General features: G+C 43.3%; 19 protein-coding genes and 1 pseudogene. 10 read left to right on the top strand and 10 right to left on the bottom strand.

Annotated elements, in window-relative coordinates:
- Window positions 1–98: 98 nt before the first annotated feature.
- The 7 genes from H6F42_RS11170 to hrcA all read right to left on the bottom strand — a co-directional run bounded on the left by H6F42_RS11170 (window position 99) and on the right by hrcA (window position 4,603).
- Entirely contained in the window at window positions 99–863 is a 765-nt protein-coding gene (locus tag H6F42_RS11170) for an ABC transporter ATP-binding protein (RefSeq protein WP_190399428.1), read from the bottom strand.
- Window positions 864–970: 107 nt separating this feature from the next.
- Complete coding sequence (locus tag H6F42_RS11165; RefSeq protein ID WP_190399427.1) at window positions 971–1,186, bottom strand: Txe/YoeB family addiction module toxin; 216 nt, start codon at window positions 1,184–1,186, stop codon at window positions 971–973.
- Complete coding sequence (locus H6F42_RS11160; RefSeq protein WP_190399426.1) at window positions 1,183–1,437, bottom strand: type II toxin-antitoxin system Phd/YefM family antitoxin; 255 nt, start codon at window positions 1,435–1,437, stop codon at window positions 1,183–1,185. The genes H6F42_RS11165 and H6F42_RS11160 overlap by 4 nt, the downstream gene beginning before the upstream one ends.
- Window positions 1,438–1,460: 23 nt before the next feature.
- Window positions 1,461–2,921: a hypothetical protein gene (locus H6F42_RS11155; protein WP_190399425.1), complete on the bottom strand. Its 1,461-nt coding sequence runs from the start codon at window positions 2,919–2,921 to the stop codon at window positions 1,461–1,463.
- Between the two features lie 15 nt (window positions 2,922–2,936).
- Window positions 2,937–3,170, bottom strand: a complete 234-nt coding sequence (locus tag H6F42_RS11150; protein ID WP_190399424.1) for a hypothetical protein — start codon at window positions 3,168–3,170, stop codon at window positions 2,937–2,939.
- Window positions 3,171–3,190: 20 nt separating this feature from the next.
- Window positions 3,191–3,436, bottom strand: a complete 246-nt coding sequence (locus tag H6F42_RS11145; protein ID WP_190399423.1) for an Rpn family recombination-promoting nuclease/putative transposase — start codon at window positions 3,434–3,436, stop codon at window positions 3,191–3,193.
- A 102-nt stretch (window positions 3,437–3,538) separates the two neighbouring features.
- On the bottom strand, window positions 3,539–4,603 hold the full coding sequence (gene hrcA, locus H6F42_RS11140; protein ID WP_190399422.1) for a heat-inducible transcriptional repressor HrcA: 1,065 nt from the start codon (window positions 4,601–4,603) through the stop codon (window positions 3,539–3,541).
- A 397-nt stretch (window positions 4,604–5,000) separates the two neighbouring features.
- Here hrcA and H6F42_RS11135 point away from each other — a divergent pair, with 397 nt between their 5' ends.
- The gene (locus tag H6F42_RS11135) at window positions 5,001–6,878 is read left to right on the top strand and encodes a protein phosphatase 2C domain-containing protein (protein WP_190399421.1); all 1,878 of its coding nucleotides are present in this window, start codon (window positions 5,001–5,003) and stop codon (window positions 6,876–6,878) included.
- A gap of 77 nt (window positions 6,879–6,955) precedes the next feature.
- On the top strand, window positions 6,956–8,476 hold the full coding sequence (locus H6F42_RS11130; protein ID WP_190399420.1) for an NAD(P)H-hydrate dehydratase: 1,521 nt from the start codon (window positions 6,956–6,958) through the stop codon (window positions 8,474–8,476).
- A gap of 171 nt (window positions 8,477–8,647) precedes the next feature.
- Here H6F42_RS11130 and H6F42_RS11125 read toward each other — a convergent pair whose 3' ends face one another.
- Together H6F42_RS11125 and H6F42_RS11120 are read right to left on the bottom strand one after the other, a co-directional pair.
- On the bottom strand, window positions 8,648–10,258 hold the full coding sequence (locus tag H6F42_RS11125) for a histidine kinase dimerization/phosphoacceptor domain -containing protein (RefSeq protein WP_190399419.1): 1,611 nt from the start codon (window positions 10,256–10,258) through the stop codon (window positions 8,648–8,650).
- A complete protein-coding gene (locus tag H6F42_RS11120) occupies window positions 10,251–11,639 on the bottom strand; it encodes a TldD/PmbA family protein (RefSeq protein ID WP_190399418.1) in 1,389 nt (462 codons plus the stop codon). Before H6F42_RS11120 ends, H6F42_RS11125 begins: the two co-directional genes overlap by 8 nt.
- Before the next feature lie 90 nt (window positions 11,640–11,729).
- Here H6F42_RS11120 and larE point away from each other — a divergent pair, with 90 nt between their 5' ends.
- From larE to H6F42_RS11080, 8 genes are all read left to right on the top strand, one after another.
- On the top strand, window positions 11,730–12,551 hold the full coding sequence (larE, locus tag H6F42_RS11115; protein WP_190399506.1) for an ATP-dependent sacrificial sulfur transferase LarE: 822 nt from the start codon (window positions 11,730–11,732) through the stop codon (window positions 12,549–12,551).
- 831 nt (window positions 12,552–13,382) lie between these two features.
- Window positions 13,383–14,501 carry a septal ring lytic transglycosylase RlpA family protein gene (locus H6F42_RS21900; protein ID WP_190399417.1) on the top strand — a complete coding sequence of 373 codons (1,119 nt, stop codon included), beginning with the start codon at window positions 13,383–13,385 and terminating at the stop codon, window positions 14,499–14,501.
- 115 nt (window positions 14,502–14,616) lie between these two features.
- Window positions 14,617–16,188, top strand: coding sequence for a bifunctional pantoate--beta-alanine ligase/(d)CMP kinase (locus H6F42_RS11105; RefSeq protein WP_190399416.1), 1,572 nt, complete (start codon window positions 14,617–14,619; stop codon window positions 16,186–16,188).
- Window positions 16,189–16,301: 113 nt separating this feature from the next.
- Window positions 16,302–16,745, top strand: a complete 444-nt coding sequence (locus tag H6F42_RS11100; protein ID WP_190399505.1) for an LptA/OstA family protein — start codon at window positions 16,302–16,304, stop codon at window positions 16,743–16,745.
- Between the two features lie 65 nt (window positions 16,746–16,810).
- Window positions 16,811–17,539, top strand: coding sequence for an LPS export ABC transporter ATP-binding protein (gene lptB / locus H6F42_RS11095; RefSeq protein ID WP_190399415.1), 729 nt, complete (start codon window positions 16,811–16,813; stop codon window positions 17,537–17,539).
- A 69-nt stretch (window positions 17,540–17,608) separates the two neighbouring features.
- Window positions 17,609–17,866: a hypothetical protein gene (locus tag H6F42_RS11090; RefSeq protein ID WP_190399414.1), complete on the top strand. Its 258-nt coding sequence runs from the start codon at window positions 17,609–17,611 to the stop codon at window positions 17,864–17,866.
- Window positions 17,863–18,090 carry a putative toxin-antitoxin system toxin component, PIN family gene (locus H6F42_RS11085; RefSeq protein WP_190399413.1) on the top strand — a complete coding sequence of 76 codons (228 nt, stop codon included), beginning with the start codon at window positions 17,863–17,865 and terminating at the stop codon, window positions 18,088–18,090. Before H6F42_RS11090 ends, H6F42_RS11085 begins: the two co-directional genes overlap by 4 nt.
- 8 nt (window positions 18,091–18,098) lie before the next feature.
- On the top strand, window positions 18,099–19,286 hold the full coding sequence (locus tag H6F42_RS11080) for an LptF/LptG family permease (protein ID WP_190399412.1): 1,188 nt from the start codon (window positions 18,099–18,101) through the stop codon (window positions 19,284–19,286).
- 201 nt (window positions 19,287–19,487) lie between these two features.
- Here H6F42_RS11080 and H6F42_RS11075 read toward each other — a convergent pair.
- A pseudogene (locus tag H6F42_RS11075) lies at window positions 19,488–19,958 on the bottom strand (hypothetical protein); the annotation flags it as partial.
- Window positions 19,959–20,086 lie beyond the last annotated feature (128 nt).

Here is a 20,086-nt window from a genome sequence, read left to right as displayed (position 1 = left end):
TTTCTCAAACTATTTAGGGTTGCTATATAGATATTTTAAGGGTTTTGCGATTTATTTTTTTGGTTAAGGCTTTGCTGTAACCCAAAAAGTTTGATCCTCTAGGAACCTAAGTAAGCTTCCAACACTTTAGGGTCGGCTTGCACCTCCGCAGGTGACCCATCCGCCAGATTATGCCCTTCAGCTAAAACCCATACCCGATCGCATAGGGACATAATCACATCCATATTGTGTTCGATAATCAAAAAGCTCAAGCCCTCTCGATTTAACTTATGGATGAGGCTACAAATTTCTTCAATCAAGGCAGGATTGACTCCCGCCGCAGGTTCATCGAGCAAAATTAATTTAGGATCGGTCATTAAGGCCCGCCCAATCTCTAATAATTTGCGCTGCCCCCCCGACAAACAACCTGCATAGTCATCCGCCATCCGCAATAAACCCACTGAGTCGAGAATATGCCTCGCCTTTTCGCGGTTTTCTCGTTCCTGAACAGCAATTTTTTGACCTAAAAACCAAGTATTCCAAAACTTTTCGCCAATTTGTCCCTGTGCGGCTAGCAACATATTTTCTAGCACCGATAGGCGCGACAGTACTCGCGGTACTTGAAAAGTGCGAATCATCCCTAACTGGGCGATCGCATGGGGTGGCTTTCCTTGAATCGGTATTCCATTAAATTGCACAGTACCGCGATCGGGCTTGAGGAAGTTAGATAACAATCCAAAAAATGTGGTTTTTCCTGCCCCATTGGGTCCAATTAATCCTGTGATGCTGCCTGCTGGTACTTCAATGCGGGCATTACTCACGGCATGAATACCGCCAAAGGATTTCGAGATGTTTTCAGCTTTAAGGATTGGGGCGATCGACATAGATTTCGATAGTTAGAATTCTGATGAGTTGAGTCGTTAATAAACGATACCCCCGAAAAGGTCTAATCTTTGTAATGAAATCGACAACCCACAATAACTATACTGTCCTATGATACCTCATAAACCAGTCGGTGTTCGGTGTTGATGCGTCTCGACCAATAGCCAGATAGATTAGCTTTTAATGGTTCTGGCTTACCAATACCTTCAAGGGGAGTCCGCAAAATTTCTTTAATCAGAGTGTTGATTCTTTTTAAGAGCTTTTTATCAGTTTCCTGAAACCATAAATAATCGTCCCAAGCTTCTTCTGTAAATGTGAGCTTCATCCTTCAATTAACGTCCTTTCAGTTACTTTTCCTGCTTTCGCTGATTGAATTGAGCCGAGAAGACGCTTGGCATTAACGGGATTTGATAGTAAATATAAGGTTTCTTGCCATGATGAAAATTCATCTAGCGAAATTAAAATAGCCTTGTTGCCTTTGTCATTACAAATAATTGTTGGTTGCACATCATCAATCACGCGATCGATCAAACCATCTAAGTCATGACTTGCTTGCTGAGTAGTCATTGCGTCCATTTTATCCTCCGTATACTTACTTCTTAATTATCCAATATGTTTTTAACTTCAAGCCAACCATCTGATAACGAGTAAAAATTTTCTTCTGGTGTACGAACAGGCAATGTTTCGTAAAGATTAGAATTATTTGATTTAGAGATCCTTTTCATGATTGCAAACAAGATTTCTGTCCCTAATTTTTGTGCTTTTTCTTCTGCTTGAAATATAGCTATATCATCTGAAGTAAAACTGCCGTGCAAAAGCTCATTTCTAACTTCTAAAAACTCAGGTTTACCCAGCTTTTTCATGTATTTATTCCAGTCAATACTTAAATCATCTGCAATATGCCGAATAACTGTTGAAAGAGGAGGAGTTCTATCGTGATTAAGTTTAAAATTTTTAAGATTTTTAAATCGTGTTGGATCTATATTTATTAACTTTGAGATTCCATTCATCTCAAGAAACCAAAAAGAGTAAAAATACTCTATTGCAGAACATGATGCCATTAATTTCAGTTCAGTTGAAGATTCGTATACTGTTAGTCTTAAATGCTGTATCCCTCTGCTAAGCTGCTTGCTAATAGGGCAACATTCAAAAAAAGCCTCGATATTGCCCATTAAGTGAGTTTCATGAGCAACCCAACATTTATTAACTTGTAAAATTTTTCTCCGTGACCATATAGGAATTACACGACCATCTATATATTTATTGTGATTGCGAATTGAGTAATCATAGTATATTGGCAAAATTTCACGATCACAAACAATACTAAGAAATGCACAAGCATCATTAAAAATATTCTCTAAATGTTTAGCTAAATACACTTCTATGTTTTGAGGATCATTATTAATTAAATTACTTATGGTTTCAATTTTTAGTGGCAATACAACATCTATAAAACTAAGTTTGTATAGGGTTTCTATGTTTTTTGTATAGTAACTAGTTTGATGATCTTGATGAGTAATGTACTTCTTTCCACATCTGATTTCATAGCCAGAATTCAATTTGCAATATAAAGGCTGAATAACTTTTTGACCACTGTAACGTCTGTCATAAATTTGAGGCGTGTTTTCAAATTCCCTAGCAAAAATTTCATCATCTGATGAAACTCCATCATTCAAATAAGCTTTTAGCTGAATGTAAGTCTTAGTATCTTCTTTAATAAATATATTTGCTAAAAATTGAGAATAAGTTATGATTTTTACTACGTTAAATTTTGTTGTTCTATTGATATTAAATGGTGGGATAGAGAATCCTACTAACAATATACTTTTTTGAATAACAAGTAGTTGTGTTTTCTCATTATTCATTTTTAAAGCAATCTGCACTTGTTCATCTCTAGAAAAACTATCCCAAATTATTTCTACATCTATTTCAGATTGTTCTCTAAAAGTGAAACGTAAGCTAACTGGCACTAATTGAACTGTATCTTTAAGTAAAAGTTCTGCATTACCTTGATATGACCAGTCACCTGGAAAACCTCCTAAGCTACCTATGTGGGGCATACAATTAACTCAGCACTAACATAACTTTACAATTTCTTGAGCATCTTCTAGGAAATACTCAATTTCATCATCTTCACCAAAAAATTGCGCTAACGAAAACTCTTGCCATTGACCACTTTCCCAATCACTGTATTCTAAAATTTCTTGCCTAGCCGTTAATATTTGCGTGAATTTAGCAATTTGATCGATAAGGTGATCGGGCAAACTATTAATTTGTTGATGGAGTTGTTCGCGAGTATTTAAAGGCATGAGTTAACTACCCTATAAGTTTATGACAGTGGCTTCTTTGTTCGAGGCGGCTTTGTAGAGATTTTTTGTAGTTTTTGGATTTGTTTTAGGGTTAGCCCAGTTACCTGAGCTACCAAATCTGTAGACATATTAGAACGCAACATATTGAGCGCAATTTGATTAGTTGCTTCAACTTTGCCATCAGCGAAACCTTTAGCTAAACCTTTAGCTTCTCCTTTAGCTAAACCTTCGCGCAAAATTTCTTGATAGACTACTGATTCTTCCATGATCTCACTCCTGAGTAACCTTTGAATTACTTCATGACCTAATGCCAATAACTTAATACTTATCGGCACTTACCCCTAGTAGAACACCACTAAATAGCAAAGCTACCACTTACTAATTGCCTCAGTGAGATGCAAAGCAGCCGCCTGTACTGAAGCGATCGCCCTTGTATAACCCAATCGCGTTGGACCCAGAACGCCAACCGTTCCCACAGGCTTATCATCACAGAGATAAGTACTAGAAATAAAAGTACAGTTCTGAATTGGTTCAATCGAGATTTCTGAGCCAATGCGAATACTGACAGCATTGGAGGAGCGATTAAACTGATCACTCATTAAGGACATTAGAGAAGCGCGATCGGCTTCTAGCAAATGCACAATATTTTGCACCTGTTGCAGATTAGAGAATTCGGGCTGACGTAATAGCTCGGTCAGACCACTTATAAACATTTGTCCCAAAGCCGTGCGATCGCATAGTCGCATCAACTGCTGCAAAGATTGCTGCAACAACACCGCATATTGCTGAAACTGGCGATCGAGATCGTCCCATTGCAAAGCACTGTTAAGTTCCGACCAGTTTTTATCACGCAAATGTTCATTTAAGAAATTATTAAGAATATTTAACTCCCCTTCGAGAACCTCTGGCTTCGTATCACTGGGGACATCCATTGTCACTGAGGCAGTGTGGTAAGTATCACTCACCGCGATCGCCATAATTTTTCGCTCATCCACCATCACCAATTGCAAATGCCGAATCCGCATCGTTTGCATATTGGGCGAAGTAATTACCGCAATACAACCGCTCAGGGTTGCCAAAATTTGTCCAACATCCCGCAAAATCCCATCAAGGCTCGATTTCCCAAGGCGATCGCCCTTACTCGCCATAAACTGATTGGTGCTATAGGTTAGCTCGCTCGCAGGATCGATTAACTCATCGACATAGACCCGATAACCTGAATCAGAGGGGACACGACCTGCCGAAGTGTGGGGCTGATATAGCAAACCACAGCGATCGAGCATATTCATCACATTCCGAATCGTGGCTGGACTGATATCAAAGTCATACTCTGACACCAACGCCTTAGAGCCAACAGGTTCCGCCGTAAGAATATAGTGATCGATAGTTGCCCAAAGGACTCTTTGTTCGCGATGGGTAAGTTGAGGCTTCATAGGATATACAACAGGAATCTGTTAAAAAGTTAGTTAAAAAATGAAATAAAAAATAATTATTAAAGCTTACCTATTAAGTTTAGACCTTATAAACTAAAGCCGTAGTTACTACAATAACTAAATTCTAAAAAAATCTAGAAGTAATTTGATTATAATTAAAACCCCAAAAGCTGTGGCACATGCCCAGAGTGCGCCGCAGCTTTTGGGGCTTTCTATTTAATTGCGCCTAGTTACTGACGGTATGTTTTGTAATCAGCTAAAATCTTTACTCTGTTTCGCTACAATAGCCAAATGTCTCTTGAAGAAATAAAGTTAATATTCTAATTTTATGAGAGACAGTGGGCAGTATTAAACTATTATTCACCTTTGAGTTTGGCAAGCTACTAATAACACCTTCATGGAAAATCAAGAGCAAACTACGGCAGTTGAGCAGCAATATCTTTGGGCAGTGGGACTGGATACCGAAGTATTTCCGCCTGACTCCTTGATCGGCGATCGCTATCGGGTTCTATCCTCACAAATTGTTGTGGACACTGATACTTTCTCGCTGCCAGAACTGCCTAATGAGTTTCAAACCTATGTAGTGTCTTACTTGAAGCTCTCCCGCCTCAGCCTACATTTGCCCCGTCCCTACGGTTTGCTCTTGTTGGGTGAAGAGCTTGCTCTCTCGGAAGTATTTTTGCTGGAAAATGTGCCAATCGATCGCCAAGGCAAACTTTGTCCGACTTTGGCGGAAACATGGGCGAAATCTTCGGCTTTGAGACAAATTAATTTGCTTTGGCAGGTATTAAATTTATGGCAACCTCTCGCTGAGCAGAATATGACCCGCACTTTATTTGATCCCCAATTGGTGCGGGTCGATGGGATGTGGATTCGCCTATTGGAACTCAAGGCTGATGTCACGGCCGTTCATATCGCCCAGTTAGGAGACATTTGGGTACAGTGGCTCGATGATGCTAAGCCCGAAATTGCCGAGCCGATCGCCGAATTTTTCTATAGCTTAGGACGTGGCGAATACGACATCAATAGCGCGATCGCCTACCTCGATCAAGTGTCGTTAAAGTTAATGCAGGATCAGCCCCTTACCGTGCGGATTGCCAGTGCTACGGACGTAGGAATGCAGCGTGAGCATAACGAAGATGCTTGCTATCCTGACATTAAGCGCCAAAAAAGGTCAGAGCAAGCGGATAGTATGCGCGATCGCCTAGCGATCGTTTGTGATGGCTTAGGTGGTCACGAAGGCGGCGAAGTGGCTAGCTCCCTCGCGATTAAAACCTTAGAGCAGCAGCTTAAAACCCTATTACACCAAGCGGAAAATGATCCTGACTTTTCGGCTCAGGGCTTTATTGCTCAGCTAGAAATGGTGGCAAGGGTAGTCAATAACCAAATTGTGGCGATTAATGACCAACAGCATCGCCAAGCCCAACAACGCATGGGAACCACCCTTGTGATGGCGGTCATGCCTCGCCCTAATGGCAAACCTAGCAATGAAGTGTATGTCGTTCATGTGGGGGACAGTCGCCTTTATTGCGTTACTACCGATAACCTGCGTCAAGTGACCCTTGATGATGATGTCGCCACTCGCGAAACTACGTTAGGCTATAACTTCTACGCCTATTCTGCCCAACGTATTGATGGCGGCGCGTTGATTCAAGCCTTGGGTACGCGATCGTCAGATATGCTTGTACCGCGTGTCCAAAGATTTTTGATTGACGAAGACTGCGTCTTATTACTTTGTTCCGATGGATTAAGTGATTTTGATCGCGTCGATCAGATTAGCCAAGATTACCTCGTGCCAATCCTCACCGAAAATAAGCCTCTAGATCTTAGCTGCAAGGATTTAATCGACCAAGCTAATCATCTCAACGGGCATGACAATATCACGGTTGCGATCATGCGTTGCCGCTTTGTCGAAGAGTCCGCAGAGGATCTGGCGGAGGAAAATGATCTGGTGGTTTCCGATCAAACATCGTCAGAGGAAGCAGACACCGAAGATATTCCTCAACAGAAGGAAGAAGATGTGGCTGGAGCATTGGTAACTACTAGTTATCAAGATGCCGCCGCCGATGACGAAGATACCGAAGGAGGTGTCAGTGTTTCGGAAACTGCCAAGACAGAATTAGCAGTTCCTAAACAAACTAATAGCGCTTTTATTGTCGCTTTAGTTTTAGTGGCGCTAATTCTAGGCAGTGGCTTAGCGGCGATGCAGTTTCCACAGGTCAAAGATTGGGTGCGGCAGCATCTGCCGACAAATCTCCAAAAGTTTGTACCATAAGCTTATCCTATGCCTTGGGCTTTGCCCAAGGCATAGGATAAGCTAGCATTCCGTAAGTCTTCTACCTTTGCAAAATCATGGAATTTCAGGCGATCGCAACAGCTTCCCAAATGCAGGCGATCGAAAATCTCATTTTTCAGGCAGGAATGCCCATTGCCGCGCTGATGGAAAAAGTTGCGCTACGGATTACCCAGCGCTTAACAGAACTCTATCCTGCAAATATTTATCCCAAGATCGGGATACTGGTCGGCTCAGGACATAATGGCGGTGATGCCTTAGTAGTGGCGCGGGAACTCCATCATCAAAGCCGACAGATAAAAATTTACACGCTTTTGCCCAAGTCAAAACCCTTAACGCGAGTACATGGATGCTATGCCAAAAGTTTAGGAATTCCATTTGTAGATTTAGAGTCTCTGCAAGACTGCGATCTTTTAGTGGATGGCATTTTTGGCTTTGGTCTAGAACGTGAGATTGGGGGAGACTTAGCGATCGCCATAGATACCATTAATCGCTGGAAAATCCCCATCCTCAGTATTGATCTCCCATCGGGTATTCACACCGATCATGGGAACGTGATGGGAACAGCCCTTTGTGCTACCCATACGCTCTGTTTAGGGCTATGGAAGCGAGGATTGCTCACCGAATCAGCGACTCCCTATGTCGGCAAATTAGAGAGAATTGGCTTTGATATTCCTGATCGTTTTATTCGCCAAGTATTAGGCGATCGCCATGATTTGTGGCGCATCGATCCAGCCCAAATTTTGCGCGATCGCCTACCGATTAAGCGCAGTCCCATCGCTCACAAATACCAAATTGGGCATCTGCTCTTAGTCGTTGGTTCCCTAAAGTATGGAGGAGCCGCCATTTTAGCCGCCTTGGGAGCCAAAGCAACAGGAATCGGAATGCTATCGATCGCCGTACCCAATTCCCTTAAGCCGATGATTCTCGCCCAAATTCCTGATGCTTTGGTCATTGGCTGTCCTGAAACTGAGTCGGGCGCGATCGCCTCTTTACCTGATTTAGATTTATCCAAATATCAAGCGATCACCTGTGGTTGTGGGCTATCTCTTGATGCAAACCCGATAGTAAAGCTAGTACTGGATAGCGATCGCCCCTTAGTTCTGGATGCCGATGGATTGAATACTTTAGCCACAATGGGAACTATTTCTCAATTAGAAAATAGATCTAATTCTACAATTCTGACACCGCACTGGGGCGAATTTTGTCGTCTATTTCCCGAACTAAGGGACATAGAGAGAATCAAGGCTTTGCAAACTGCGGTTAGTCTCTCTAAGGCGACAATTTTATTAAAAGGCGCGAGAACAGCGATCGCTTTCCCATGTCACCAAAACCCAGATGTCTGGATTAATCCCGAAAGCACCGCCGCCCTCGCCAGAGGTGGCAGTGGTGATGTGTTAGCGGGGATAATCGGCGGCTTGTTAGCGCAAGGGATGGCGGCAAATGATGTGGCGATCGCGGCAACAGTTTGGCATTCCCAAGCAGCGATGTGGCTAGCACAGCAGCGCACCGAAATGGGAGTCGATCCGCTAACGCTGGCTCAAAATTTACTCAATTTTCTATCTCTTCGTGGTGAATAGTTAGAGTCGCTGGGCAAAGCCGTGCGACTCTAATTTAGATAAATAAAGGCGGCGCTTCGCGCCGCTTTTATACCAATTCACAAAAGTGTGACTACACTTTTGTGAATTGAAAATCAAACCCAGTATGGGTTTTTAAACAAAGAAATGGCTACGCCATTTCTTTGTTTGGTATTATTTATTTGGGAAAGAGAAGTGAAAACTTGTACCCAGAACGCAGGATAGCTCAATCTCTCCACGCAATTGCTGTGCCAAAATCCTTACAAGTCTTAGCCCCAAAGAAGCCGTTTCTTGGAAATTAATATGGTGAGGAATACCGATCCCATTATCTTTAATAATCAGATGGAGATGTTGTTGGTCAAGATGATCATCCCCCCCCTCGTATAAAATTACTTCCACCAGTCCTTTGTGATTAGGAAAAGCATGTTTAAAGGCGTTAGTGATGACTTCATTAACAATTAATCCCATCGAAATTGCCATATCAATATTTAACAGAGTCGGATGGATATCTAACTTCAATTCAATTTGATTAGTATTAAAACTTGTGGAACTATAGAGGTTTACAACTAAGCGCTGGAGATATTCGCAGAAGTCAATCTTGCCTACATCCTGAGAATGATATAACTGTTCATGAATCAGGGACATTGTATGAATGCGCCGTTGACTATCTGTGAGAGATTTGAGAGCCTCCTCATCCTTAACATAGCGGGCTTGCATCCATAATAGACTATCTACCACACTCAAATTATTCTTGACGCGATGATGGACTTCTCTTAAAAGGACTTCTTTCTCCGTTAAAGAAGATTGCAATCTCGTCTCGACCTCCTTCAAATCCGTAATATCCGAAGCAGAACCAATAGTTTGCTTAACTAAACCATCGGCATTCCGTAAGAAAACCGTTTCTTGGCTATAAAACCACTTCCAATTACCATGAATATCTATCAACCGATATTCATGCACAAATAAGTCTTCAAGGGTTTTATGGCGGATGCTCTCGTAATGCTCTTGGATGCTGACGAGATCTTCGGGATGCACCACGGTTTGTAGCAGAGAGTCTCCCATTTTTTGAATCTCGGTGGGAGTATATCCCAAAATATGCGTAATCGCTTGATTGCAATAGATATTCCGCTTCTCTTCGATATCGTAAATATAGAGAATACTCGGAGTGGTATCCGCAATCCGTTGAATGAATTGTTGGCTTTCTTTGAGGGCTTGTTCGGCTTGTTTACGGGTTAAGGCGATCGCAATATAAGTAACGATTGTCTGGGTTAACTGCACCTCCTCCTCAGAAAATTGCCTTGGAGTATCAAAATAGGTGACGATATCACCGATATGTCGGCGCTCATATTCCAACGGAAATATCGCCAATGCGCCGATATTCTCTTGGAGGCAGATAGCCTGTAAAGTACGATCGCTCGGTAACACGGCGCAATGGGGAAAGGGATGCACTTTGATTGGTACGCTACTCATCGACGAGGCAAAAAAAGCTTCGATCGCCTGTTTATAATCTTCACCGATACCAACGGATTCTTGATATCGCAGACTATTAGCTGAGCTAGACAGTACGGCGGCTCGAGGTGTTCGCAAAGCCGCGCAAATTCCATTTAAAGCTATTTGATAAATCTCATTTACCGTTTGCGCCGCATTCAAAGCGGACACAAAATCGTACATCAGCTTGAGTCGGGTGAGTTGCAGATTCAACCGATCCTGTGTGATTTGTTGATCAGCGATCGTTTGGACTAGCTGAAAATTAACCTCTTTAAGTCCCGTGCGTGGTTCAAGCAAGATCCTCACCCCCCACGATCGCATTTTTAATTCTTAAGCTCGGCGAACCGCAACCTACAGCTAAGCCACTTTGTCCACCTTTGCCGCATCCTCCTGACTCATCCCACAAAAAGTCATTCCCGATCGCTTCGATATCCGCTAAAGTCTCAAACACATTGCCTGAGAGTGTGACATCCTTTACAGGCTCCGCGATTTTACCGTTACGAATCATCCATGCTTCCCCTGCGGTGAAGGTAAACATTTCGCCATTGGTCATCCCCCCCTGCCAGTTTTTGGCATACACCCCCAGAGGAATATCCGTAAACAAATCTGCAACAGGAGTCTGACCCCGCTCAATCCAAGTATTAGTCATGCGAACAATCGGTGGATAGTGATAATCAAGACAGCGGGCATTACCAGTGACTTTTTCACCTAATTTGCCTGCGGTCTCGCGAGAATGAAGCCTTCCCACTAATACACCATCCTTAATCAATTGTGTTGTAGTTGCGGGTACACCTTCATCATCATAGAGATAACTACCGCGATGTTCCGCAGGAGCCGCCCCATCAAAAATCTGTAAATCTTCAGAGCCAAATCTTCGTCCCAGACTCATTGTTTCGAGCATATCAGGATTTTCGTAGAGCATATCTGCTTCCGAAAGATGCCCAAAAGCCTCATGGACAAATAATCCTGCCAAAATTGGATCGATGACCACCGTATAGGTATTGCCCTGCACCGTAGGTAAATTCAGCGCAGTAACAGCCCGTTGAGCCGCCCCTACCACTTGTTGATCCAGATTGAGTAAATCGCTATAGCCTCGCCGAGATCCTACAGTTTCGCGCCCAGTTTGCACCAAATCGCCGCTTCTGGCTGTTGCCGAACAACGCATTTCCCAGTCCGCCCATTCCTGCTCGATCATTGTGCCTTCAGAGGTGGCGATTACGACTTGCTGAGTACAGTCTCCATAGCGCACGGCTGTACTTACTACTTGGTCAGATACTGATCGCAAAATCTCGGCATAATGGGAACATAGATTCTTTTTGGCTAAGAGTTCAATATTTTGAGGATTGTCTTGAATTAACGATACTTGAGCCTGCACAGGTTCCACTTCCGCGAGAATCGTCTGCTCATTGCCCACCCATTTCGCCGCCGCGATCGCCTCTTGGAGCTTACTTTCTAAGTTAGTCAAATTATTAAAACTAGCAAATCCCCAGCCACCTCGATGACAAGCTCTTACCTGTCCGCCGATGGAAATCCCCGTACTGAGAGTTTCGATCTTGCCACTGCGTAAAAAGATATCCGCACCCTGCGATCGCTCCAGTCTAATAGCAAAGAAATCCACTTGAGATTTGTACTTACCAACCAAATTCAAAATTTGATCTTTAACTTGCCATATATTCATATACAAATCTCACTATAAAAGGTGGATATGTCTCCTATCCACCTACAATCATCGCACAAAAATATCGCCTTCATGGTTAATAAATGTATTATGTTGAGTTCTCCCCTCATTGATAAGCTCGATCGCCTACGTCAAATTTTTAAAGAATCAACGGAAATCCTTGTAGCCTATTCTGGTGGTATTGACAGCACCCTTGTCGCCAAGGTTGCCTTTGATGTGTTAGGTGATCGGGCGATCGCAATTACTGCGAATTCGCCCTCTCTATTACCCGCCGATCTTGAAGCCGCCCAAGTGCAAGCCGAATTTATCGGCATCAAGCATCAGGTCGTAGAAACCGATGAGATGAGCAATCCTAACTACACCTCTAACCCGATTAATCGTTGCTATTTCTGTAAAAGCGAACTCCATGATACTTTGAAACCTCTGGCGAAAAAGATGGGTTATAGCTATGTGGTGGATGGCTTAAATGCCGATGATTTGCAGGATTATCGCCCCGGGATTCAAGCGGCTAAGGAACGTGGCGTGCGATCGCCTTTAGCCGAAGTGGGAGTTAGCAAAATAGAAGTACGGATGTTATCGCAATATTTAGGAATGCCTTGGTGGGATAAGCCTTCCCAACCCTGTCTTAGCTCACGTTTTCCCTATGGCGAAGAAATTACCATCGAGAAATTACGTCGAGTCGGTAATGCTGAGCAGCTTTTGCGGGATATGGGGTGGAAAGGCGATATTCGGGTGCGTTCCCTTGGTGATACGGCAAAAATTGAAGTGCCAAGCGATCGCCTTTCCGAATTTATGACTAACATGGCGATCAATCAGCTAACCGAATCTTTTCGATCCTATGGATTTATGTCAATTACCTTAGATCTAGAGGGATTTAGAAGCGGCAAGTTAAATGACGCGATCGCCCATTGAATGACGAGGCTTCACTTGAGCTAAACAGAAGAAGATGCATTGCAAAATCCCCATAAACAAAGATGACACTTCATGCGGTCTTTATTTATGGGGATTTTGCGATCGCCTAAATTAGCAAAAACAGACCTTGTCCCACCCAAAATCAAGATTTTAAAAATAATTTTACCTAGTTTGATTAGAAATTCTTATAGGTTGTCTGTAAATGTTTTGTTTAGCTTCTTAATGAATCCCTTACAGTTATGAATTTTTTGCCTAAAGTAAGGGGTTTTAGTTCAGAGTGGACATAATTATCAAACAACTTCTAAATAGTTTCTATAATTTGGTTTTTAGTATCTATCTTAAGATTGATTTTTGCTCATTTTGGGAACTTGATTTCTGGGATCGTTACTTTATAAGGTTTACATACGAACAAAATGAAACGGTTCTGATCACTTGACCCGAAAATTTCCCGTCTATTGAGACGCTATGCATATAAAAGTTTTTTGAGGTTAAAAACTACTACTCCTTAAGGAATACTTTTATAATCTATTTTCAGGAATTATTAATATTTGGTTCTATTTTTATAAAGAATCCTAATGAGAGAGAAGGAAAATTTTGACTTTTAATGAGAAAGAATGTCTCAAATGCTTGTGTAGCAAAGCTTATAGACCCAAAGTGTCATCAATTTGAATAACCATGTTAATCTGAACAACATGAATGAAACTGTCAAGGTTTTGTTCCAAGTTCACTAACCTAATTTACCTTTGATTTTGCTTGTAGATTGGTTTAGTGCAAGCCAAAGGTAGCTTTCACCAGTAACTTTGTCGTTTATCTTCATTTTCTGCTTTACCTATGCTTAATTGGAACTGGAGCTACGCTCTATCTACCTCAGTGGTAGCTCTTGCTATCGTCTCAAGTCTTGCGAGCCATAGCGCACAGGCCCAAACAGGAACTCAATCAGAAGTCAAAGCTATTAATGCATCCACTTCTGTTAATCCAAATTCCTCATCCACTCCCTTAAAGATCGGTGAAACGAGATCGCAATCATTAACTAGAACTCAAGATGATTCGATCGCTCGGATTCACACCCACAAATTAAATGGCAAAAATGCAGCTACAGTATATGTCCGGGGCATTCCTGTAGTCACCTATGTGGAGTCTGAAGAAAGCGCCAAATCTAACCTAGAAAATCAGAAAAATGATGTAATCAATACATCTAAACAAAAGAGTGAGATTAAAGGCGAAACTAAAAAAAATTCAGAGACTGTCAAGCTTCAATCGAGCTTTAATGGTAGCTCTAATTCATCTTCAGCCAAGTCTTCTAAAGATGATGCCGAATCACTCTTAACTTCACCAAACCCCATCGAACGCGCCACTGCTACGGCGGCGATGATTAATCAGCTCAACCGTGATGGGTTGGACGCTAATCAGATTATTCCTGCATGGAAAAATGGCAGCTATGTAATTAAACTGGGCGATCGCGCTACCTTAAAGTTCGATCAACAGGCTGTTTTTCCAGTATCTTTACAAAACCAAACTCAAGACGTTTTAGAATCCGCCAATCTTCTCCGTCGCCTGTTTGGAGGCGCTAATCCTGTCTCTGAAGTGATTGACTCCCCTAGCAAAAAGATTGCTGCTAAATCGGCTTTTAGCCCCAGCTTAAACAGCAGTATCGTAGGCGTTATGTCTGGCATGGCTTCTTGGTACGGGCCAGGATTTGATGGTAACTACAGCGCTAGTGGTGAAATCTTTAACGCGAGCGATTTAACTGCGGCTCATCCTAGTTTGCCCTTCGGTACATTGGTGCGAGTGGTCAATATGGATAATGGTCAAGCAGTGGTCGTACGCATTAATGATCGTGGTCCCTATGCCCATGGTCGGGTAATTGATGTTTCTCAAGCAGCCGCTAATGTGATCGGACTTGTTTCCTCTGGTGTTGCCCCCGTTAGATTAGAAATTTTATCTAGATAAAATACCAATCCAAAAACCAAAAAGATGATTGGTGGCGCGAAGCGCCACCAATCATCTTTTTGGTTTTTGGATTAGCAGCTATGCTTATTTGTAATGATTCCGTTGAGGTGATTACTTGACCCAGCTATTTACCACGATCGCTTCTCTGCGTAATTACTTAACTTCACAAAAATCAAAACAAACTTGGGGACAAATATCGGTGGGACTTGTGCCAACGATGGGGGCTTTGCATATTGGACATTTAAGCCTCATCGATCGCGCCCGCACCGAAAATGCCTGTGTCGTCGTCAGCATTTTTGTCAATCCTCTGCAATTTGGTGTAGGTGAAGACTTCGAGCGCTATCCGCGTACTTTAGAGCGCGATCGCCAAATATGCGAAACGGCGGGAGTAGATGCCATTTTTGCACCGAGTGTTGAGGAAATCGGCGCAGATAATTGCGCCATGACACAGGTAATCCCGCCGCCTGAAATGGTGAGTATTATGTGTGGGCGATCGCGAGTGGGGCATTTCCAAGGTGTGGCAACAATTGTCACCAAGCTCTTGAATGCAGTGCAACCCGATCGCGCCTATTTTGGCAGCAAAGATGGACAGCAGTTAGCGATTATTCGGCGTTTGGTCAAGGATTTAAATTTTCCCCTTGAAGTAATTGGTTGCCCCACAATACGAGAACCCAGTGGCTTAGCCTATAGCTCACGCAATCAATATTTGTCAGAAAGCGATCGCATTTTGGCGGCGCATCTTTATCAAAGTTTGCTCCAAGCCAAACAAGTGTTTTCCTTAGGTCAAGAAAGCGAGCCTGCCAAAATTCTCGAAGTCGCCCAAAACTATCTAGCGAAGCTACCCGCAATTGACCTAGAGTATATTCAATTAGTCGAGGCAAACACCTTGCAACCTTGCACTACAATTACCTCTAAATCAGAGTTAATGCTGGCGATCGCCGCCCGTATAGGAAATACACGCTTAATCGATAACATTTTGCTAAGTCATACCGTTACCCCTCGAAAACCGATCATTGCGATCGATGGTCCCGCAGGTGCGGGCAAGTCTACTACCACTAAGCAAGTAGCCAATAAATTGGGTTTATTGTTTTTAGATACAGGCGCGATGTATCGCAGTGTTACTCTAGCCGTGCTTCGGGAAGGCATCGACCTCCGCGATCACGAAAAGGTGAAAGAGATCGCCGCCAAATCAAAAATTCAACTATTTGCTAATCCCATCGCAGGACAGCCCATGCAAGTTTTTCTTAATGGTGAGGATGTAACCACCGAAATTCGCACTGCTGAGGTCACGGCAAATGTATCTGCGATCGCCGCTCAACCCGAGGTACGCGAAATTTTAGTTAAGCAACAGCAGCTGATCGGACTGGAGGGCGGTGTGGTGATGGAGGGGCGCGACATCGGAAGCCGCGTATTTCCTGATGCAGAGGTCAAAATATTTTTGACTGCATCAGCCCAAGAACGGGCTAAGCGTCGCCATGCTGATCTGCTCAATCAAGGTCAAGTTGCGCCCGATCTTGCTACCCTTGAGCAGGAAATCCAAGAACGCGATCGCAAAGATTCTACTCGCGTCCATGCGCCTCTAATTTGTGCTGAGGATGCAACTTTAGTCAACACCGATGGTCTATCAATCGAAGAAGTGGTTGCAGCCATTGTAAATTTGTATGAAGACAAGGTAAACAACCGATGAAATCACCAATCAGCTTTGAAGGCAAAAGACCAAAGACAAAAGATAAAAGTTACTCTTTACCTTTGGCTTTACCCTTGAGTAAGCAAGCGATCGCGAAGCTATTCCTGACGGTTATGCCGATTTTGGCGATCGCCGCGAGTTCCTTGCCACCAACTCAAGCCCAAACTGCGAATACGGCTTTGACAATCCGTGCGGATGTCCAAGAGGCAAACTCAATTACAGGCGTAGTGACCGCAACGGGTAACGTCAAAATGAGTTATCCAGCCCGACAGATTGATGCGATCGCTGAGCAAGCCCAATATTTTTCTAAGGAACAGCGTGTAGTCCTCACAGGTAACGTCATCGTTACTCAAGAAGGCGTAAATAGTATCAAGGCGCAAACGATTACCTATTTAGTTAGCGAAGGCAAATTTGTAGCTGCGCCACCTAATAATCAACAGGTAGAAACCATTTACATCGTCCCCGATCGCGAACTTGCCACCACCCCCGCTACTTCGGCTACCCCCGTAGAGCAAATCAAACCCTCCTTCAAAAAGCAAAGAGTTAGCCCACCGTAAGGTCAAGATTTGCCGCGCTTTGCACTGCAAATCCTACCGCTATAACCCTAATTACCCAATGATCCATGCAAATCACCCTCGATAACGTTAGTAAAAATTACAACGGTAGACAAGTTGTGCAACAAGTCAGTCTCACTGTCAGTCAGGGGGAAATTGTGGGACTGCTAGGGCCTAATGGCGCTGGCAAAACAACTTCGTTCTATATGGCGACAGGGCTAGTCCAGCCCGATAGCGGTAGTGTCTGGCTAGATAAGCAGGATATTACGGGATTACCAATCCATAAACGGGCGCGAATGGGCATGGCATATCTGGCGCAGGAGGCAACGATTTTTCGGCAGTTATCGGTGCGCGATAATTTGCTGTTGGTGATGCAACAATCTAATGTGCCGAAATCTAAGCGCATTCATCGCTTGCGGACTTTGCTCGAAGAATTTCGCTTGACTAAAATTGCGGACACGATCGGTATTCAGGTATCAGGGGGAGAACGCCGCCGTACCGAAATCGCTAGAGCATTAGCAGTAGGAGAGGAAGGACCCAAATTCATTTTGCTAGATGAACCCTTTGCGGGTATCGATCCGATCGCTGTTAGTGAAATTCAGACCATTATTAGCAATTTGCGCGATCGCGGCATGGGGATTTTAATCACCGATCACAATGTCCGTGAGACACTAACAATTACTGATCGCGCCTATATCATGCGTGAAGGTGAAGTGTTTGCCGATGGCTCCAGCCGTGAGCTAGCCGATGATCCCGATGTCCGCAAATATTACCTCGGCGAAAAATTTCATTTTTAGCTTACTTATAATCATCTAATTAGCGTAAGTAGTTATTAATACAGGTACTTAAGTAGGTACTTAAAATAAATGCAGCAAACTATCACGATTAACTTAACCCCTGAAGGCAACTTGCAACTTCCTCGAGAGCTTCGCGATCGCTTCTCCATCGGTGAAGAGTACTTAGTTACCACAACCGAAGATACTATTACATTTAGCAAAGCACCTAAATTGAGTTGGGAAGAACTTAGACAAAGAAGAAATGTGCTTGAAGACGAACCCGATGCTCTTTCGACTGAAGAGATTTGTGAAATCGTCAAAGAAGTCCGCAAAGAAGCATCAAGATGATCGTAGTTTTAGATACGAATATTTGGGTATCTGCTATTATTTGGGGCGGCATTCCCGATCAGATTGTCTCCTTAAAGCAATTGGGACAAATAGAAATAGCTTCTTCACAAAAAATGTTGAATGAGTTAGAACGGACATTTAACAAGAAGAAAATTCAGCCCAAGCTAGCAGCAATTATTTGTAATAAAACTCCAAAAACCTGTAATCTCGATCCAAGTCAATAATCTAGAAAATGGCAACCTCACAAACGACCCAAACGAGGCAAAAAGTTACTAACGGGCAGCTAGGATGGCTACCGAGACTATCGATCATGGATCGCTATTTAACCATGCAGATGCTAACCCCATTTTTGTTTGGTGTGGGGGCTTTTTCATCGGTTATTTTGGCGATCGGCTCCCTGTTTGAACTCATCCGCTTGATTACCGATGCAGGCTTAAGCGTTTGGACAGCATTTCAGATTTTTGGTTACCAGATCCCCGGATTCATGGTTTATTCCTTTCCGATGTCGATGCTATTGGCGACCTTACTCTCCTATAGCCGTATGTCGGGTGATGGCGAAACAACAGCTTTGCGTAGTTGTGGGGTCAGTGCCTATCGCTTGGTATTACCTGCGATCGTGCTGAGTCTGTTTGTGACAGGGCTGACCTATGTATTTAATGAGGCGATCGTGCCTGCGGCAAATTGGCAATCGCGGAGTACCTTAAGGGCGGCTCTAAATCAAGAAAATGTCCAGTTTAAAAGCCAAGATATTTTCTATCAGCAATATGGGGAAGTGCCGCAAGAGGATGGCACTACTAAGCAGGGCTTAGTCCGCAGTTTTTATGCGCGTAGCTTTGATGGTAAGGAAATGCGGGGCTTAACGGTTTTGGACTTCTCGCAGGGGCAATTGCAACAAATTTTGGCGGCGGAGTCGGCGGTATGGTTACCTAATCAGAACGTGTGGCGCTTTACGAAAGGGACAACTTATATCGTCGGTTCTGATGGTAATTACCGCAGTATTTTGCGCTTTGATGATCAAAATCTCCGCTTACCTCGCGCCCCTCTTGATTTGGCTCAGGAACAACGCAGTGCGGAGGAAATGAATATTGCCGATATTCGCCGCAATATTGAGCTACTCAAGCAGTCGGGTAATACCAAAGAAATTCGCAAGCTAGAGGTGCGGCTCGAGCAAAAATACGCTTTGCCCTTTATATGCGTTGTCTTTGCGATCGTGGGAGCCTCGCTGGGGATGCGTCCTCAAAGAACTGGGGCAGCGATCGGGTTTGGCTTGAGTGTGTTAATTATTTTTGGCTATTACCTATTGCTATTTATCTGTGGCGCATTGGGTCAGGTGGAGTTTCTCTCGCCGATCGCTGCCGCATGGATGCCTAATTTAATTGGGGTAACGGCTGGATTGATTATCCTAATGCGAGTCACCTAAAAATAAAATTAGAAATAAAAAAGGCGGTGCAAAGCACCGCCTTTTTTATTTCTTCTTGGATTTTACAGGTACTTCCACGATCGCATCTTCAACCTCTACCACAGGCTCACTATTAGCTTCTTCAGTAACTTCTGTGTCAGTAACTTCAGGAGCATCAGGAGGAGCAACCTCAGTCACAGGCTCAGGTGACTTCGCTTCAGAATTGGGAGACTTGAGCGCTTCATCCAAGATTTGACGAGCATTCTCCGCTTGCGATCGCGCATCGAGAAACTTCATATTAAGCTGAGCGAAATTTTTGAGTGTTTTAAACCCTTCCTTAATGCTATTGATTTGCTCCTCAGAGACAATTTCGTCGCTAAATAAAATATCAATCTGCGATCGCACCTGCATCGCATCAGAACGCAACTCTTGCACTTTGATTTTTAGGGTTGCTAAGTTATTTAGGACTTGGACAGCTTGGGTAATCGGATCTTCACGATCTTCGGACATGGAAAGTTCTCTCACTTCAATAAATTGGTCGGGACTAAAGCCATCGGCTAGGTCTGTATCAAGCTTACCTGAGTCCATCAGGTCAATTAGCTCTGCCATCGCCTTTTCCCGTGCTTTAGGCGAATCTTTACCCGCAATGGTTAAGACTACTTCGGGACTCTGAGCAAGGGTATATCGCACCATAGTTTTTTTTGAAATGTAATTAGGATTTACGCAATGCTAACGAATTTACTAGCTTTTGGTTAAATGTGGTACTTTGCGCCACAACTTACAGTTAAGTGCTTATGCAAAATAAATTACCAAAACCTCTA

It is taken from the genome of Pseudanabaena sp. FACHB-1998, from assembly GCF_014696355.1.
Taxonomy (GTDB): Bacteria; Cyanobacteriota; Cyanobacteriia; order Pseudanabaenales; family Pseudanabaenaceae; genus Pseudanabaena.
The sequence above is the reverse complement of the archived record's forward strand: the minus strand, read 5'-3'. Positions and strand labels throughout refer to the sequence as shown.

Bases quoted from the DNA above. Each gene is read 5' to 3' on its own strand.
- H6F42_RS11170 (WP_190399428.1), bottom strand. From the start codon at position 863: ATGTCGATCGCCCCAATCCTTAAAGCTGAAAACATCTCGAAATCCTTT.
- H6F42_RS11165 (WP_190399427.1), bottom strand. From the start codon at position 1,186: ATGAAGCTCACATTTACAGAAGAAGCTTGGGACGATTATTTATGGTTT.
- H6F42_RS11160 (WP_190399426.1), bottom strand. From the start codon at position 1,437: ATGGACGCAATGACTACTCAGCAAGCAAGTCATGACTTAGATGGTTTG.
- H6F42_RS11155 (WP_190399425.1), bottom strand. From the start codon at position 2,921: ATGCCCCACATAGGTAGCTTAGGAGGTTTTCCAGGTGACTGGTCATAT.
- H6F42_RS11150 (WP_190399424.1), bottom strand. From the start codon at position 3,170: ATGCCTTTAAATACTCGCGAACAACTCCATCAACAAATTAATAGTTTG.
- H6F42_RS11145 (WP_190399423.1), bottom strand. From the start codon at position 3,436: ATGGAAGAATCAGTAGTCTATCAAGAAATTTTGCGCGAAGGTTTAGCT.
- hrcA (WP_190399422.1), bottom strand. From the start codon at position 4,603: ATGAAGCCTCAACTTACCCATCGCGAACAAAGAGTCCTTTGGGCAACT.
- H6F42_RS11135 (WP_190399421.1), top strand. From the start codon at position 5,001: ATGGAAAATCAAGAGCAAACTACGGCAGTTGAGCAGCAATATCTTTGG.
- H6F42_RS11130 (WP_190399420.1), top strand. From the start codon at position 6,956: ATGGAATTTCAGGCGATCGCAACAGCTTCCCAAATGCAGGCGATCGAA.
- H6F42_RS11120 (WP_190399418.1), bottom strand. From the start codon at position 11,639: ATGAATATATGGCAAGTTAAAGATCAAATTTTGAATTTGGTTGGTAAG.
- larE (WP_190399506.1), top strand. From the start codon at position 11,730: ATGTTGAGTTCTCCCCTCATTGATAAGCTCGATCGCCTACGTCAAATT.
- H6F42_RS21900 (WP_190399417.1), top strand. From the start codon at position 13,383: ATGCTTAATTGGAACTGGAGCTACGCTCTATCTACCTCAGTGGTAGCT.
- H6F42_RS11100 (WP_190399505.1), top strand. From the start codon at position 16,302: ATGCCGATTTTGGCGATCGCCGCGAGTTCCTTGCCACCAACTCAAGCC.
- lptB (WP_190399415.1), top strand. From the start codon at position 16,811: ATGCAAATCACCCTCGATAACGTTAGTAAAAATTACAACGGTAGACAA.
- H6F42_RS11090 (WP_190399414.1), top strand. From the start codon at position 17,609: ATGCAGCAAACTATCACGATTAACTTAACCCCTGAAGGCAACTTGCAA.
- H6F42_RS11085 (WP_190399413.1), top strand. From the start codon at position 17,863: ATGATCGTAGTTTTAGATACGAATATTTGGGTATCTGCTATTATTTGG.
- H6F42_RS11080 (WP_190399412.1), top strand. From the start codon at position 18,099: ATGGCAACCTCACAAACGACCCAAACGAGGCAAAAAGTTACTAACGGG.